At 60.3% G+C, this 16,340-nt stretch carries 17 protein-coding genes; 7 read left to right on the top strand and 10 right to left on the bottom strand.

The window, feature by feature from the left end:
• Window positions 1-2 precede the first annotated feature (2 nt).
• Window positions 3-1,259, top strand: coding sequence for an MSMEG_0569 family flavin-dependent oxidoreductase (locus ISX84_RS08955; protein WP_195819988.1), 1,257 nt, complete (start codon window positions 3-5; stop codon window positions 1,257-1,259).
• Here the strand turns inward: ISX84_RS08955 and ISX84_RS08950 are convergent.
• The 4 genes from ISX84_RS08950 to ISX84_RS08935 all read right to left on the bottom strand — a co-directional run bounded on the left by ISX84_RS08950 (window position 1,254) and on the right by ISX84_RS08935 (window position 3,644).
• Window positions 1,254-1,517, bottom strand: a complete 264-nt coding sequence (locus ISX84_RS08950) for a hypothetical protein (RefSeq protein WP_195819987.1) — start codon at window positions 1,515-1,517, stop codon at window positions 1,254-1,256. The two genes, ISX84_RS08955 and ISX84_RS08950, sit on opposite strands and share 6 nt — an antisense overlap.
• 68 nt (window positions 1,518-1,585) lie before the next feature.
• The gene (locus tag ISX84_RS08945) at window positions 1,586-2,380 is read right to left on the bottom strand and encodes a metal ABC transporter permease (protein WP_195819986.1); all 795 of its coding nucleotides are present in this window, start codon (window positions 2,378-2,380) and stop codon (window positions 1,586-1,588) included.
• A complete protein-coding gene (locus ISX84_RS08940; RefSeq protein ID WP_195819985.1) occupies window positions 2,380-3,132 on the bottom strand; it encodes a metal ABC transporter ATP-binding protein in 753 nt (250 codons plus the stop codon). Before ISX84_RS08940 ends, ISX84_RS08945 begins: the two co-directional genes overlap by 1 nt.
• Window positions 3,129-3,644 (bottom strand): Fur family transcriptional regulator, encoded by a 516-nt coding sequence (locus ISX84_RS08935; RefSeq protein ID WP_195819984.1) that lies wholly within the window; start codon window positions 3,642-3,644, stop codon window positions 3,129-3,131. The genes ISX84_RS08940 and ISX84_RS08935 overlap by 4 nt, the downstream gene beginning before the upstream one ends.
• A 56-nt stretch (window positions 3,645-3,700) precedes the next feature.
• Here ISX84_RS08935 and ISX84_RS08930 point away from each other — a divergent pair, with 56 nt between their 5' ends.
• The 6 genes from ISX84_RS08930 to ISX84_RS08905 all read left to right on the top strand — a co-directional run bounded on the left by ISX84_RS08930 (window position 3,701) and on the right by ISX84_RS08905 (window position 9,390).
• Window positions 3,701-4,810 (top strand): zinc ABC transporter substrate-binding protein, encoded by a 1,110-nt coding sequence (locus tag ISX84_RS08930; protein WP_195819983.1) that lies wholly within the window; start codon window positions 3,701-3,703, stop codon window positions 4,808-4,810.
• A 52-nt stretch (window positions 4,811-4,862) separates the two neighbouring features.
• Entirely contained in the window at window positions 4,863-5,510 is a 648-nt protein-coding gene (locus ISX84_RS08925) for a DUF1007 family protein (protein ID WP_195819982.1), read from the top strand.
• Window positions 5,501-6,382 (top strand): nickel/cobalt transporter, encoded by an 882-nt coding sequence (locus ISX84_RS08920; RefSeq protein ID WP_195819981.1) that lies wholly within the window; start codon window positions 5,501-5,503, stop codon window positions 6,380-6,382. The genes ISX84_RS08925 and ISX84_RS08920 overlap by 10 nt, the downstream gene beginning before the upstream one ends.
• A 74-nt stretch (window positions 6,383-6,456) precedes the next feature.
• Window positions 6,457-7,536, top strand: coding sequence for a CobW family GTP-binding protein (locus ISX84_RS08915; protein ID WP_195819980.1), 1,080 nt, complete (start codon window positions 6,457-6,459; stop codon window positions 7,534-7,536).
• Window positions 7,537-7,549: 13 nt separating this feature from the next.
• Entirely contained in the window at window positions 7,550-8,758 is a 1,209-nt protein-coding gene (locus ISX84_RS08910) for a GTP-binding protein (RefSeq protein ID WP_195819979.1), read from the top strand.
• Window positions 8,755-9,390 carry a DUF1826 domain-containing protein gene (locus ISX84_RS08905; RefSeq protein ID WP_195819978.1) on the top strand — a complete coding sequence of 212 codons (636 nt, stop codon included), beginning with the start codon at window positions 8,755-8,757 and terminating at the stop codon, window positions 9,388-9,390. The genes ISX84_RS08910 and ISX84_RS08905 overlap by 4 nt, the downstream gene beginning before the upstream one ends.
• A gap of 616 nt (window positions 9,391-10,006) precedes the next feature.
• Here the strand turns inward: ISX84_RS08905 and ISX84_RS08900 are convergent.
• The 6 genes from ISX84_RS08900 to ISX84_RS08875 all read right to left on the bottom strand — a co-directional run bounded on the left by ISX84_RS08900 (window position 10,007) and on the right by ISX84_RS08875 (window position 16,275).
• On the bottom strand, window positions 10,007-10,564 hold the full coding sequence (locus ISX84_RS08900; protein ID WP_195819977.1) for a hypothetical protein: 558 nt from the start codon (window positions 10,562-10,564) through the stop codon (window positions 10,007-10,009).
• Between the two features lie 28 nt (window positions 10,565-10,592).
• Entirely contained in the window at window positions 10,593-11,507 is a 915-nt protein-coding gene (locus tag ISX84_RS08895) for an SMP-30/gluconolactonase/LRE family protein (protein WP_195819976.1), read from the bottom strand.
• 12 nt (window positions 11,508-11,519) lie between these two features.
• Window positions 11,520-12,500: an ABC transporter permease gene (locus tag ISX84_RS08890; protein ID WP_195819975.1), complete on the bottom strand. Its 981-nt coding sequence runs from the start codon at window positions 12,498-12,500 to the stop codon at window positions 11,520-11,522.
• Window positions 12,497-13,537 carry an ABC transporter permease gene (locus tag ISX84_RS08885; RefSeq protein WP_195819974.1) on the bottom strand — a complete coding sequence of 347 codons (1,041 nt, stop codon included), beginning with the start codon at window positions 13,535-13,537 and terminating at the stop codon, window positions 12,497-12,499. Before ISX84_RS08885 ends, ISX84_RS08890 begins: the two co-directional genes overlap by 4 nt.
• On the bottom strand, window positions 13,534-15,069 hold the full coding sequence (locus ISX84_RS08880; protein WP_195819973.1) for a sugar ABC transporter ATP-binding protein: 1,536 nt from the start codon (window positions 15,067-15,069) through the stop codon (window positions 13,534-13,536). The genes ISX84_RS08885 and ISX84_RS08880 overlap by 4 nt, the downstream gene beginning before the upstream one ends.
• 72 nt (window positions 15,070-15,141) lie before the next feature.
• Window positions 15,142-16,275 (bottom strand): sugar ABC transporter substrate-binding protein, encoded by a 1,134-nt coding sequence (locus ISX84_RS08875; RefSeq protein ID WP_195819972.1) that lies wholly within the window; start codon window positions 16,273-16,275, stop codon window positions 15,142-15,144.
• Between the last annotated feature and the right edge of the window lie 65 nt (window positions 16,276-16,340).

Genomic DNA, 16,340 nt, shown 5'->3' with positions numbered 1-16,340 from the left:
CCATGACCCATCGTGAACATATCCCAGTTGTTATCGTCGGCGGCGGTCAGGCTGGCCTGTCCGTCAGCTACTACCTTGCCCAGAAGGGGCTCGATCATGTCGTGCTGGAACGCCATGAGAAATTCCACTCCTGGCGCGTGAACCGGTGGGATAGCTTCTGCCTTGTGACCCCGAACTGGCAGTGCCGCCTGCCGGGGTTCCCCTACAATGGCAACAACCCCGATGGGTTCATGGTCAAGGAGGAGATCACCGATTACCTGGATGCCTTCGCCGAAACCTTCGCGCCGCCGCTTGTCGAACACTGTGAGGTCACCCGGATCACCAAACGCCCCGGTGGCGGCTATCTGGTCGATACAAGCCAGGGCAACTATTCGACCGATCAGGTCGTGATCGCAACCGGCGGGTACGACAACCCCATCGTGCCGCCCTATGCCGATCAGCTCGACCCGTCGATCCTGCAGATGCACTCGGTGGACTACCGCCGTCCCAGCCAGATGCCCGAGGGCGCCACCCTGATCGTCGGCACCGGCCAGTCGGGCGTGCAGCTGATGGAGGATCTACATCTGGACGGGCGCGACGTACATCTGGCTGTCGGGCCAGCACCACGTTCCCCGCGCAAGTATCGCGGGCGCGACGCCATCGACTGGCTCTACGACATGGGGCACTATGAGATCACCATCGACAAACACCCCAACCCCCAGCACGCGCTGACCAAGACAAACCACTACATGACCGGGCGCGACGGGGGGCATGAGATTGACCTGCGCCGGTTCGCCACTCAAGGCGTGTCGCTCTACGGGTCGGTCAGCGGAATGAACGGCACCAAAATCGAATTCCTGCCCGATCTTGAGACCAATCTTGATGACGCCGATGCAAGCTATCTTGGCATCCGCACGGCCATTGACGCCTTCATCGAGAAAAACGACATCGACGCACCACAGGAGCCGCCGTTTGAAAAACTCTGGCGCCCCGAGCAGGAGATCACCGAGATTGATTGCGAGAAGGCGGGGATCACTTCGATCCTCTGGGCCATCGGGTTTCGTCCGAACTACAGCTGGGTCGATGTTGATGTCTTCGACGCGCAGGGCCGCCCCCAGTTTACCAGAGGCATTTGCAAAGAAGACGGCTTCTATTTTATCGGTCTGGGCTGGCTCAACACCTGGGGATCGGGTCGATTTCTGGGGATTGACGAAGACTCGCGCTACCTTGCCGATGCAATTGTGTCACAATCCAGAAGGGTGCTTCGAGCTGCATCATGACCACGGCCTTGTCCCCCACAACGTCTGGTCCGGCGAAGCGCACTTGGCCTTGGGCGTAAAGACAGCCGGGATATCACGACCTGTCCGAAGACTGTTGGTTCTGTCGCCTGTCTCAGTCAGCCAGCGCAAAAGACGATCCAGCAGGAGGCTGGAAAAAACGATGGAAATTTTACCACTCTTTGCAAAGCGGGTTTTGAACGCAAAGCAGACCGTCAGAAAGGTGTTCACAGCGGTCGTTTTTGGCAATCCCGAGATCATGAGCGTGCTCCAGCATCGACCAGGCACTCGCCGGTTTCAATTGGTGATATTGAGCAAACGACCCGGCCTTACCGCACGGATTTGAAATTTCTGATCATGCTGGATGCGAGGAAAATCAGGGCTGCGACGCAGACGATTGATGGGCCCGCCGGTGTATCAAACACATATGCCGCGCGCAGACCAACGACAGCCGAGAGCGTCCCGATGGTACCCGCCGCGATGGCCATACCCTCGGGCGTTCTTGAAAGTGGTCGGGCCGCAGCCGCGGGAATGATCAGCATGGCGGCGATCAGCAGAACCCCGACGACCTTGATCGCGACCGCGACGGTGATGGCCAGGGCCAAGGTCAATACGAGTTGTTCGCCTTTTGGATCGATCCCGCTGGCGTGCGCCAGATCTTCGTTCAGCGTTGAGGTCAGCAGGGCCGACCAACGCCAGCCGATCAACGCAACGACAAGGGCAGCACCGCCCCAGATGACCGCAAGATCCCCGCGTGAGACGGCCAGGATATCGCCGAAGAGATAGGCCATCAGGTCAATCCGCACGCCCGAGATGAAGGACACGGCAACCAGCCCGAAGGCCAGCGCTGAATGCGCGAGCACCCCGAGCAGCGTGTCCATGGCATAGCCCCGACCAGACAATACGCTGACCGTCAGCGCCATCAGCAGGGCCACCGCCATGGTCCCGATGAAAATCGACATCGAGAACGCAAGCGACAGAGCCACGCCGAGAATCGCGGCATGCGCCGTCGCATCCCCGAAATACGCCATGCGTCGCCAGACCACGAAACACCCCAGGGGCGCCGCCGCGATGGCTACGCCAATACCGGCCAGCGCGGCACGCACCATAAAGTCATCAAGCATTACTCAGCGGCCTCTGTATTGTGGTCGTGGTTGTGGTCGCCATGATCATGCCCGTGGTCGTGCTCATGCCGGTAAAGCGCCAGTGCACCGCCCGTCCCTGTCCCGAAGAGCGCTCGATACTCCGGCGCGGATGCGACAACCGCTGGCGTGCCTTCGCAGCAGACATGACCGTTGAGGCAAATCACGCGGTCAGAGGCGCTCATCACCACGTGCAACTCATGGCTGATCATGAGAACGGCACAGCCCGTGTCCTGCCGCACCCTTTCGATTTGTTGGTAAAATGAGGCCGAACCGCGTTGATCCAGCCCTTGTGTGGCTTCGTCCAGCAGCAGCAGATCAGGTTTCCCGATCAATGCACGCGCCAGCAAGACCCGTTGAAACTGCCCGCCCGACAGCTGCGACAGCTGCGCCCCGGATAAATCCGGCACGCCTGCCTGTGTCAGCGCCTGATTGATGTCTGCGGCTGCGACGCCCCCCGGCAACTTCAAAAACCTGGACACCGTGATGGGCAGGGTTTCATCAATGTGCAGCTTTTGCGGCACATATCCGATTTTCACGCCACTGCCGTGCACGACGCGGCCCCGGAACGGTTTCACCGCTCCGATGATGGCGCGCAACAGGCTGGTTTTTCCTGAACCGTTAGGGCCGACAATGGTGACGATTTCGCCTGCCGAGACGCTTAAGGAAACATGCGACAATACGGTCCTTGCGCCATAGCGGACGCTCAGGCCGTCAACCTGGACGAGGCTCATGCGTCCGCCTTGTCGGCGCATGCGGGGCAAACACCCTCTGCTTCAACGACGGTACGCTCTATCCGAAAGCCAGTGGCGCGGGCGGCATCTCCCAAAGCCCCGCGCGCAGGCGATGATTGCGTTTCGGCAACGGCATCGCACAACCGGCAGATCATGAACGCAGGGGCATGAGAATGACTTGGATGAGCGCAGGCGATAAACGCATTGAGCCGTTCAATCTTGTGGGCCAGCCCGTTCAACACAAGAAAATCGAGCGCCCGATAAGCAACGGGCGGTTGCGATCCGAACCCATCCTCACGGAGCCGGTCGAGGATGGCATAGGCGCCAAGGGCACGGTGCTCCTGCAGCAAAATCTCCAGCACCTTACGACGCACCGGCGTAAAGCGAAGCCCGTCAGCGGCGCAGCGTGCCTCGGCCGCGGCAAGCGTATCGCTCACACATGCCGCATGATCATGGTGCGCAAACCCAAGCGGACCATCGCCAGTATCACCATTTTTGGAGTCACTTGTCATGTTATCACATTTTGTCTATCCAATGCGTAATGTTATACAATCACATGGAGACTCCGATGTCCAGAAAGCGTCTTGCCCTCTCATTGACGGCCACATTGATGGGAGGAGCCGCTTTTGCAGAAGTGCCTCAGGTCGCGGTTGATATTGCGCCTGTGCACTCTTTGGTCGCACGGGTGATGGACGGGGTGGGCACGCCTGATCTGATCGTTCAACAAGGTGCCAGCCCGCATGAATACAGCTTGCGCCCGTCTGAAGCGAAGGCACTGCAGGACGCTGATCTGGTGTTTTGGATTGGCGCCGATCTGACACCATGGCTGACAGAAACAATTGAAACGCTGGCCTCGGATGCTGCGGTGACCGCCTTGCTCGAAGCCGACGGCACGATCGAACTGGAGTTTCGGGAAAGCGCCCTGTTTGAGGCACATGACCACGGAGATCATGGCGCGCACGGGGATGAAGATCATGCAGAACATGGCGATGATCACAAAGACCATGAGGATCACGCCGAAAAGGCGCATGACGACCACGACCACGAAGAAGCTGGCCACGAGGATCACGGCCACGACGATCATGGTCACGAAGAAGCCGGGCATGACGAGCATGGTCATGAGGACCACGAAGATGAACACGCCGGACATGAGGGGCATGGCCACGGCGCTCATGATCCACACGCCTGGTTGTCGCCGCAAAACGCCATGACATGGCTGAATGTGATTGCCGGTCAGCTGTCTGCCGCCGACCCGGAGAACGCAGGTGCGTATTTTGCCAATGCCGCCGCAGGCCGTGCAGAGATCGAAACGCTGATTGGTGAAGTGAAGGCAACGCTCGACCCGGTGCGTGCTGGACAGTTCATCGTTTTTCATGACGCCTACCAGTACTTTGAAGAGGACTTCGATTTCCCCGCGTCCGGCGCGATTTCGATTGGTGACGCGTCGGATCCAAGCCCGGCCCGGATTGCCGAGATTCAAGCACGGATCGCAGAGCAAGGCATCGACTGCGTTTTGGCGGAACCACAGTTCAACCCGGGTCTCGTTGCCACGGTTCTGGATGGCACTGAAGCCAAGACCGGCATCCTTGATCCGCTTGGGTCCAGCCTGGAGCCGGGATCGGCGCTTTACCCCCAATTGATCCGGAATCTTTCGGCGGCCCTTGCAGGTTGTTTGTAATCGCTTAGGTCTTCGGGAGACCCTGAAACCTGATCTTGGGCGTGGAGGCCGCGTGTCACGCATTTTCTGGAGTATGCTTTTTGCTGCGATGTGCCTGGTATCGACGGCCAAGGCACATCCGCATGTCTTCGTCGATGCGCGCACGGGTTTCATCTTCAACAATGACGGCTATCTGGAGGCGGTGCGGATCTCATGGACCTATGACCAGTTCACAACACTGATCCTCTTTGAATCGCTTGATCTGGACCGAGACCTGGACGGACGCCTCAGCGCCGCCGATCGCGCGGAGATCATCGCCGGTGAGACCAATTGGTCTGCGGAGTACAATGGCGATGTCTATCTGGAGGTGGAGGGTCAGGAGCGGCCAATGGGGCGGCCAAAGAATGCAACCGCCAGCTTGGAAAACGATCAGATCACGGTCGCGTTTGACCTGCCGCTGTCCCAGCCTGCAGGTCTTGCCGGGCGCACGGCGGTCCTGCGTCTATACGATCCGTTTTTTTACTATGCCTATACGATCCTTGCCGATGCCGAAAAGCGGGGCCTGCCGCCGGGCTGTCAGGCCGACCTGATTTCCTTTGAGCCGGACGCCGCCGCCAGTGCATTGCAGGAACAGCTCGCGGCCTTGTCGCGTGAGGATACGCCGGATCAGCCAAACGTGGGGCGTCTCTTTTCGGATGAGGTCGTGCTGGCATGTGGTTGAAACTCGGCGTCATCGTCCTGGGCATCCTGATCGCGGGTGCCGCTGCCTGGAGCGTGGTGCCGTGGTATGAGATCCAGCAATGGGCCGCAGGGCAACAGCGTATGTTTCAAAACGCAATGGCCGGCGCGCTCCGCGCCATTCAGACGGGCGATCTGCTGGCCATCTGGACCTTGTGCAGCGCGACGGCCGCTTATGGTTTCTTCCACGCCCTTGGGCCGGGGCATGGCAAGGTGCTGATCGGCGGGGCCGCCCTTGCCAGTGGCGCAACCCTGAGGCGTCTAAGCGTATTGACGGTTCTGTCCAGCCTGGCACAGGCCGCGACTGCGATCTTTTTAGTCGGCAGCCTCTATTTTCTTTTGCAAATGCGGTCGGGTGATCTGGCGGACATAACCGAGGCTTGGCTCGCCCCCGCAAGTTACGCCGCAATCGCCGCGATAGGCGCTGTGCTGGTGTTTCGCGGCGCAAGAAGCTGGCGCAGAATTGGAGAGGCGAAGCAGGCAACGCAGGGCTGCTGCGGTCACGCGCATTCCCCTGACGTCAATGACGTGATGACACTGACCTCCTCGCGCGATGCAGTGGCTCTGATTGCCAGCATCGCGTTGAGACCTTGCACGGGCGCATTGTTTGTTCTGGTGATCGCGGCCCGCTTCGACGCCTTTGCGGTGGGCTGTCTCGCGGTGATCACGATGGGCCTTGGGACCGCCGCCTTCAACCTCACCGTTGCGACCTCAGGCGTCGCCGCGCGACGGCTGGCCGGGCTTGGTGCGCGGGGCCACGAAGGCGTTCAGGCCATCTCGGCCACACTGCACGTGACGGGGGGTATTCTGATCATTGCGCTCAGCACAGGCATGTTGCTGCCTTATCTGACATGAGCATCTTGTTTTCCTTGTAAGTGTTATGTCATAACATTACAAATCAACGAACTGATACAGAGTGACCGATATCCATGCACGCCACGGACACCCGATTCCCGGTCACCTTATTGACGGGATTTCTAGGCGCGGGAAAAACCACGCTGCTCAATGCGATACTCTCCAAGGGTCCCGCACCAAAGATCGCCGTCATCGTGAATGAGTTCGGCGAGGCCGGGCTGGACCATGACCTGATTGAGGCAGTGGATGAGGACATCATTCTGATGCAATCAGGCTGCCTGTGTTGCTCCATGCGGGGGGACCTGTCGCGTACTCTGCAGGACCTGGTCACGCGCAAACACGAGGGCCGCGTCACGTTTGACCGCATCGTGATCGAGACAACAGGCCTGGCAGACCCCGTTCCCGTTCTCCAGACTTTCCTGATCGACCCTTATCTGGCCGAGAATTTCCGCATGGACGGGGTCGTCACGGTGGTCGATGCCGCCACCGGCCCGGACACGCTCAACCGCCAGTTCGAAGCGGTGTCGCAGGTCGCAATGGCCGATTTGCTTGTGCTGAGCAAGACCGACCTGGTGCCCGAGAGCGCCTCGCAGGCCTTTGACGCGCGGCTGCGCTCCCTTAACCCGACAGCGGACATTCTGCGGGCAGACCGTGGTGTGGTGCCAACCAAGGCCCTCTGGGACCTGAGCGGCCTGCGCCATCAGGCAAGACCAGAACAGGCACAGGCGTGGTTGACGCCAGCGGCTGACGCTGATCCGCTTGGCAACCTGTCTGGCATTGCGCCGGCCCCCTCCCTCGCACCGCCCCCGCGTCCTCACGATGAACGGATCGGGTCCGCCTCCATTGTCTTGGATGACCCCATTCCTCATGCTGCTTTCGATCTTTGGCTCGACACCCTCATCCTGCTGCGTGGTCCCGATATCCTGCGGGTGAAAGGCATCGTGCATCTTGAGGGGATTGAGACGCCCTTTGTGTTCCATGGGGTACAGCACCTCTTTGATCCGCCCGTGCCCCTGCATGACTGGCCGGGCGGAGATCGCACATCCCGCATCGTCATCATTGCCCGCGACATGACGCGCTCAGAGCTGGTCCACAGCCTCGACATGCTGCGCGCCCGCCAACCTTCCGAAGAAAACAACGCCCAACCCGTTTGAGGATACGCGCCGCATGACCCAAAAACTCCCTGTCACCGCTCTGTCCGGCTTCCTTGGCGCCGGAAAAACCACACTTCTCAACCGTGTCCTCAACAACCGTGAGGGGCGCCGCGTTGCGGTCATCGTCAATGACATGTCCGAGGTGAACATTGATGCCGACCTCGTGCGCGCAGAGACCGAACTCAGCCGGACCGATGAAACGCTGGTCGAGATGTCGAACGGGTGCATCTGCTGTACGTTGCGCGACGACCTGTTGGCTGAGGTGCGACGGTTGTCGGCCGAGGGGCGTTTTGACTATCTGCTGATCGAGTCGACCGGGATTTCCGAACCGCTGCCCGTCGCTGCCACGTTTGAATTTCGCGACGAAGATGGCGAGAGCCTGTCCGACGTTGCGCGTCTTGACACAATGGTCACCGTGGTGGATGCGGTAAACCTGCTGCATGACTACTCCAGCCATGACTTCCTAAGCGACCGTGGCGAGACACTCGGCGAAGACGACGAACGCACCTTGGTTGACCTGCTGGTCGAACAGATCGAATTCGCGGATGTGGTTGTGTTGAACAAGGTCGCGGATGCCGAGCCCCATAAGGTACAGGCCGCACGCCAGATCATCCGAAGTCTGAACGCAGACGCAGAAATCATCGAGACCACCCATTCGGATGTGCCGGCAGATGCGATCCTCGACACCGGGCTGTTCGACTTTGACAAGGCGCACGACCATCCAATGTGGGCCAAGGAGCTTTACGGCTTTGCCGATCACGTGCCGGAAACAGAGGAATACGGCGTCGCCTCATTCGTCTACCGCGCGCGCAGGCCGTTCGAGCCGGAGAAAATAATGTCGGTCTTGAACGGCGACCTGCCGGGTGTCATCCGCGCCAAAGGACATTTCTGGATCGCGACGCGGCCGGAGTGGGTGGCAGAGTTTTCGCTGGCAGGGGCGCTATCCTCCGTCAAGCCAATGGGCACATGGTGGGCGTCCGTTCCGGAGGATCGCTGGCCTGATCATGAGGGCATACGCGCCTACATGGCCTCGCATTGGCAAGAGCCTTGGGGCGACCGGCGGCAGGAAATCGTCTTTGTCGGGTCCGGTATTGAGTGGTCCGACATCAAGGCCCGGCTGGATGCCGCACTTGTACCCGCATATCTGGCCCCGACGCCCGACGCCCTGCCCGATTTCCCCGACCCTTTCCCACTGTGGCGCCGTGCGGAGCAGGCGGCATGAACATGGTGCAAGACGTGCTGCAAAGCGCCGCCATCGGGGTTGGCGTCGCCCAGACCCCAGAGAACCTGAGTATCATCAAGACGCCAGGATGTGCCGCTGCGCTGTGGCAGCGGCCCCCCAATCCGGTTTTCCAAAGGTGGATTGACGCGCTGGACCCTGAGCATCTCCCCTCAGCGCGCGTGATCCTGCGGCCTCAAAGCGTGAAGACTGCCCTGCGGGACTTCTGCGACAAAGCGGGCACGCCGCGCGGGCCAGAGCGCGAGCACCTGATTGAGGATATTGCGGCATTGACAGATGTCTTTTGCGGCGTGATGGGCGCACCCTTTATCCGTCTGCGGCTTGATCGCGTGACCACGAATGCGTGCCGTAGATTCCACATCGATGCGGTGCGGGCTCGGCTGGTCTGCACGTATCGGGGAACCGGCACGCAATATGGAGTCTCGACCGATGGTGCAGCGCCTGGACGCATCTTCACCGTGCCAACGGGCGCCCCGATCCTGCTGCGCGGAACACTCTGGCCAGAGCAGCCGCATGCCGGTCTGCTGCACCGGTCGCCTCCGATTGAGGGGTCTGGCGAGACGCGGTTGGTTCTGGTCTTGGATCCGATCTTTGATCTGGAAGACGAGACATAACCGGCGATATCGGACCCGGGAAGGCTGTTAAACGACGTCAGGCAGCAGACCAGTGCAAGGCCGGTTCTGTCCCAGACGATCACTTTCCAACGATCCGGGCGCTTGGAGCGAAAGATGAAATTCGCGCCTCAAAAGAGATCGAGCCCAAATTCGTTCATGACAAGTGATGCCGAGCCATCCATCCCCTTGCGGAAGTCGACCGGCTTGGCGGCGACATGGAATTTGAAGCTGCCAGCAGGTGAGATCATGTTTTGCCATCAAGAGCGCAGATCAGCTGCGCACTGCTTGAGCGGTTGGTCCTTGGGCAACGTCACCTCGGTGGCGCCATGCTTCAGAGCAATCCGGCTGTTCGAACACGCATCGGCTGGCATGCGCAGGCTGATCAGAAGGTACCTAAAGGGTCAGATGCAACGCTTGTGATGGATTGGGGCGCTTACTTGCCGCGATGCAAGTGCCGCATCGCGTGTCTTTCGTGGCCTTTGGTGTGGAAGAGATTGGTTATGCCCGACGGAGACATGCGGGTGTGAAGTCCCGATCTTGAGAACCTGAACCTGACATCGTCATGCATCAGGAAGGCGCCATCAGAACCTGCCAAAGCCCGGACGGGCGCGGGAGGTCAATTGCTGGCGTCCAACCCATCGCGGAAATCGTTCCAGCCGCCATCTACAGACGATGGCGCATCATGCCATTGGTGCAGCACCTCGCCTGTCACCGGGTCGCGGTCGGGAATGGGCAGCATCATGATCCGCTTGCAGGCCTCGCGGTAGAGGTCGGGCGTCAGGAAAGCCTCCTGGATGTTGTCCCAGTCCCGGCCACCGGCATAGCCCCCGCACATCATAATATCATCGGCATGCCCAGTCATCTCGTGGCTGACGCCTGCAGGCATGACGATGACGTCGCCCACCTCGAGCCGCACCCTGGTCCAGCCTTCGACAGAGAGGTTGAACTCCATCCAGCCCGCCGCGCAACCCAGACACTCATGCGACGTCGAATGGAAATGCGCGTATTCGTAGATGCCCGGGTATTCCCAATTGTTGCCCCAGCCGTTTTTGCGGAACCGGGCCTTGACCGCATCGACGCCACCACCGGGGATGGCCCTCCGGTGGATCAGGAGCGGAAATCGGCTGTTCGGGATCTTGCCTTCTGGCTTGGAGGTGTAGCTTTCCGTTTGCATAATGCTGTCCCCTGATTTGCTGTTCAGACTAAGGCCGCGGCGCGCCCTGCGTGTTCAGATAGACGGCGCGCAGCGTTGTGGTCGCGCAGATGAACAGCCGGTTGCGCTTGATGCCGCCGAATTCGACATTGGCCACAACTTCACCGGTCAGGATCTTTCCGATGAGGTCACCCTCGGGCGTGTAGCAGTGCACACCATCCCCCGCGGACGTCCAGATATTGCCATGAACATCCACCCGAAACCCGTCAAAGAGGCCAACATCCGTCGTCGCAAAGATGTCGCCGCCAGACAGGGCGCCACTGTCACTGACCGCAAAGGTTCGGATGTGCCGGGGGCCGTTTTCGACATGCGTGGCGCCGGTATCGGCCACGTAGAGCAGGCTTTCATCGGGAGAGAACGCCAGGCCGTTTGGCTTGACCATATCGGTGATCACAGCGGATACCGCACCGGTGTCTGGATCAATGCGGTAGACATGCGAGCCGTCTTGTTCCGCCTCGGCCTTGTCGCCTTCATACTCGCCGTCGATCCCGTATGTGGGGTCGGTGAACCAGATCGACCCGTCGGATTTCACCACCACGTCGTTCGGCGAATTGAGGCGCTTGCCGTCGTAGCGGTCTGCGAGAATGGTGGTGGAGCCATCCACTTCGATGCGGCTGACACAGCGCCCCCGATGCTCGCAGGCCACCAGACGGCCTTCGCGGTCGACAGTGTGGCCGTTGTGATTGCGGCAGGGTTTGAGGAATTCCGACACCACGCCGTTCGTCTCATCGTAGCGCAGCAGGCGGTCGTTCGGAATGTCCGACCAGATCAGATACTTGCCCGCCGGGAAATAGGCGGGGCCCTCCGACCAACGTGTCCCTTCATAGAGGGTTTCGAGGTGAACGTTGCCCATCGCATAGCGCGTGAACCTCTTGTCGATCACTTCAAAGGCATCGGTGAGCATCTCCGTTTCTCCCTAACTTGTGACCTTTCGCCCGCGTCCATAGACCAGCAGCATGACGATGATCACGGTACCGTAAATGATCTGGCGACCGGATTCCGGCATCTGCATGATCGACAGTACCGAGTTCAGCAAGACGATCAGGATCACGCCGATCAGCGTGCCGAGATAGCGCCCGCGACCGCCCAGGATATGGGTTCCGCCGATGACCACCGCGGCGATGGCGGGCAGCAGGTAGGCGTCGCCCATGCCTTGGTATGCCTTGGTCGAATATCCGGCCAGCAGGGTGCCGGAGAGACCCGCCAGCATCCCGCAGAGACAAAACGCCGTGACGATCACACGCTTGGTCGGCACACCGGCAAGATAGGCGGCGGCTTCCTTGTTTCCGATGGCATAGATGCTCTTGCCCACCGCTGTCCGCTGCAACAGAAGCATGACCGCGATGGAGACCACCGCCCAGACCATCAAGGCGACCGGGATCCCCAGGATCTTGCCCACCGCGAGATATTGCATCAGATCGGTGGCGGCGGTCTGGGGCGCAAAGCCACCGGTATGGGCGACCATCAGGCCACGCATGACCGCGTTGACCCCCAGCGTGAAGATCATCGACGGGATCCGCAGGTAAGCGACCCCGAGCCCGTTCACCAGGCCCACAATAAGCCCGACCCCAAGACCCACCGGGATCGCCATGGGCCCGCCCACGGTCGTCGCCATCATCGCCCCGGCGGCAATCGTCCAGGGGATCGACAGATCGATATGCCCCAGCAGAATGACCAGCATCATGCCTGCCGCGACGATCCCGAGGAAGGCGCCGACCTGGAGTTGCTGCAACAGGTACTCCGGCGACAGCAGCGTTGCCGTGCCCTGCGTATAAAGCGTGTAGATCGTCCCCACGGCGAGGATCACCAGGATGAACCCGGCGGACATCACGATGGGCTTGTCATCCTCGCCGAGCTTGAAGCGGGAGGACGCGGGATCTTGCGGCAGGGAGGTCATCGGAAAAGCTCCAGCGTGTTCTTGACCCGCAAGACCCGGAACGCCCCAAGGCTCACCGCGGCCAGCAGAACGACGCCTTCAAAAAGCGGTTGCATCAACGGGTCGATCTCGAAAATCCGGAAGTTGAATGAAATGGTGCGCAGGATCAGCGCGCCGAAAATCGACCCGATGGCCGTGCCCACCCCGCCCAGAAGCGAGGTGCCGCCAATAACGACAGCGGCGATGGAATTCAGGGTGTAGGCCCCCGCTTGCGGGATGTCGGCGTTCCCCGAAGAGGTCTGCAGTGTGAGGTAAAGCCCGCCGATGCCCGCAAAGAAACCGCCAAGTGTGAAGGCCGCGATCTTGGCGCGATCAATCGGCAGGCCCGACATATAGGCCGCGCCCTCGCCCGATCCTACCGCATAGACCGTACGCCCGGTGACCGACCGGGCGAACGGAAGCCAGACCAGAACCGCCACCAGGACCAACAGCACAAGCGGCACGGGAATCCACGAAATGGGCTGGAACCACGCCGCCTCGCCATTCTGTGCGTAACCGTATGTTGCGGCGATCTCGTAGAGATCATTGGTGGCCGCCCAAGACAGATCATCGTCCACATTGCCGCCCGGTGACGGGCGCAGAAACAGCGCGAGCCCGAGAAAGATCGCGCCGGTGGCCAGCGTGGCGATGATCGGCTGGATGCGCCCGTAAACGACAATACAGCCGTTGACGAAGCCGCAGGCGGCCCCGGCGGCAAGACTGATCACCATACCCAACGCAATCTGCAAAGGGCTGCCGTTCAGCAGGTGGCTCGCGATGGTGTTGACCAGCGTCATGATCGCGCCCACCGACAGGTCAAGCCCGCCCATCAGCACCGGCACGGTCTGCGCCATTGCCACCATGGCGAGGGTGAACACTTCGTTGGAGTTCTGAATGAGCACCGCCACCGAAAAACCGCGCGGATGGTTCATGTTGTAGAAAACATAGGACAGGATGAAGATCGCGATGGCGGTCAGCAAGGCCGCGTTTTGCGACAGCCGCACTCTTATGTCATTCATTCGGCGGCCTCATCCATCTTGAGCGCGGATGCGATGATGTTGCGCTCGTTAATCTCGTCGCCCTGCAATTCGCGCACGATCTCGCCGTCATACATGACAGCCACCCGGTCGCAGCAGCCGATCAGCTCTTCGTAGTCGGTCGAGTAGTAGATGATCGACGCCCCGGTTTCGGCGAGGTTGCGCAGCAGGCGATAAATCTCCTGCTTGGTGCCCACATCGATGCCCCGTGTCGGATCATTCAGCAGAATGATCTTGGGGTCGGTCATCAGCCATTTGGCAATCACCACCTTCTGCTGGTTGCCGCCCGACAGGGTGGAGACCGGATCCGAATTCGATCCGACCTTGATCTGCATCCGCTGAATGCCATCCTCGACCGCCGCGGTCAGCGCGTCGCCGTCAACGAATATCCCGCGCGACAGGCGTTTCAACGATGCGATGGTGAGATTGTCCGCGATGGACATGGGCAGCATCAGACCTTCGGTCTTGCGATCCTCGGGGATCAGAGCCAGATCGACCCCTGCCCTCTTTGCGTCCTGTGGGGAGTTGATATCGACCGCTTTGCCCTGAACGGTCACCTGTCCGCTGGTGCCCTTGAGCACGCCAAAAAGCCCCAGCAGCAGCTCTTTCTGCCCCTGACCGTCCAAGCCGCCGAGACCGACGATTTCGCCAGCACCCACCGAGAGGTCAATAGATTTGAGCTTGTCCTCCCAGGAGTATTTTTCAAGCTGCAGCATGGGTTTGGGCGCATCGGGCGGCGGCGGTTTGGGTGGAAAATGCGCGGTGATTTCCCGGCCGATCATCATCTGCACGATCTCCCCTTCGGACCGCGCGCCCTGCTGGAAGGTCTCGATGTGCCGACCATTGCGGAACACGGAGCACTTGTCGGCAATCGCTTCGATTTCATGCATCCGGTGAGAAATCGTCAGGATCGAGATCCCATCATCGCGCAGACGGCGCAGGATATCGAAGACAGTCTCCACGTCGGCGGCGGTCAACGCCGAAGTCGCCTCATCGAGGATCAGCACGTTCGGGTTCTTGGCCAATGCTTTCGCAATCTCGACCATCTGCCGGCGGGACAGCGGCAAATCGCGCACCCGCGACATCGGATTGACGTCCTCGCAACCGATGCGTGCCAGCAGTTCTTCTGCCCGCCTGCGTTGGGCTTTGCCATCAATCAGACCGAACCGACGCGGTGGATCGGCGATTGAGATGTTGTCCGCCACGGAAAGGTCCGACAGCAGTGACAGCTCCTGAAAAATGCAAACAATGCCCTGCGCATTCGCGGCGGCCGGGTGCGAGAAACTGACGGGCGTGCCGTTCAGACGGATCTCGCCTTCGTCGGGCTGCACCACGCCGGACATGATCTTGATCAGCGTCGACTTGCCCGCGCCGTTCTCACCCAGCACGGCATGCACCGATCCCAGCTCACATTCGAAATCGACGTTGTCGAGCGCCGTCACGCCGCCGTAGCGTTTGGTGACGCCGGTCAGTTGGACGTGCGCTTGTATAGGATCGCGTTGGGCTGTGGACATGGAATTCCCGAAACACTCAAAAGGCTGAAAATGCGACGCCGGACCAGAAGCCCGGCGTCATTATCTATCGTGCTATTCGAGGTTTTCGGCGTCGTTGGTCATGATCTCCCGTGCGGTGATGTTGACACCGCAGGCCGGGAATTCGTTGACGGTAAAGAAGTTGTCCGTCAGATCGGGCCAGTAGTTCTTGCCCGCTTCAAGCTCATCATACCGTGTCGCCGGGATCGGAATGGAGATCAGCTGCGGCATGACCTGACCGTCAAGGGCCGCGAGTGCGGCCTTCATCGCGACCGACACCATGCCGGGCGACTGTCCGATGGAAATCGCTTTCAGCCCATTGTCAGCCTCTTCCGCCAGGATCTTGCGGAACCCGTTCTCGGCTTCGCCTGCCAGCGGGACCATGGGGTGGCCTGCGTCCAGCATGGCGCGTACGGCACCGGTGGTGCCGCCCTGGACAACGACGCCATCGAACTGGCTATGCACCGCAATGGCATCCGCGGTCACCTTCTGCGCAGTGCCGTCGTCCCAGTTGCCGACCACTTCGACGATGTCCCAGTTGCCGCCCGATGCGTCCATAACCTCGTGGAAACCAATGTTACGGTCGCGGTCCACCGAGTTGCCCGGCAGGCCACGCACTTCAAGGATCTTGCCTTCGGACTTGTCCCCGAATTGTTCAAGCAGCCAGCGCCCGTACATCCGGCCCATCTCAAGCTGGTCTTTGTTCACCTGCATCACCTTGTCGGTGTCCAATACGTTATCGAATGGTACGAGCACGACGTCGTTGCGGTCCGCAAGGCGAATGACGCGGTCAAATCCTTCGGGGGACACAGCGATGGTCACGATCGCATCGTATCCTTGGTTGATGAAGTCCTCGATCGCACCCAGTTGCGCGGCCACATCCGTGCCGGTTGAGACAACCTTGAATTCTTCGATCTGTGACGCAATCTCGGGCTGCGCTGCATAGGCCTTCGCCGTCTGGATCATCTGGATCCGCCAGGTGTTGCCGACAAACCCATTCACGATGGCGATCTTGTGCGGGCCTTCGCGCTTGTCCCACTGGAAGTAGCCGATGTCGTCAGTCCACGGCGCAAAACACCCCGCGTCAAACCCAGGCCCGGACACTTTATTGGGGGCTGCAACGGCCGCGCCGGCCATCATCACAAACGCCAGTGCCGAAGGGGCAATGGCCCTCTTTAAATTGATCATTCTATTTCCTCCACTTGATGTTGGTGGGCCTTATTCGCCCATTATTATTTTCGTAAATCCGCGCC

The organism is Roseobacter sp. MH60115 (genome assembly GCF_015644665.1).
Taxonomy (GTDB): domain Bacteria; phylum Pseudomonadota; class Alphaproteobacteria; order Rhodobacterales; family Rhodobacteraceae; genus Roseobacter.
This window is presented reverse-complemented; position numbering and strand designations above follow the sequence as displayed.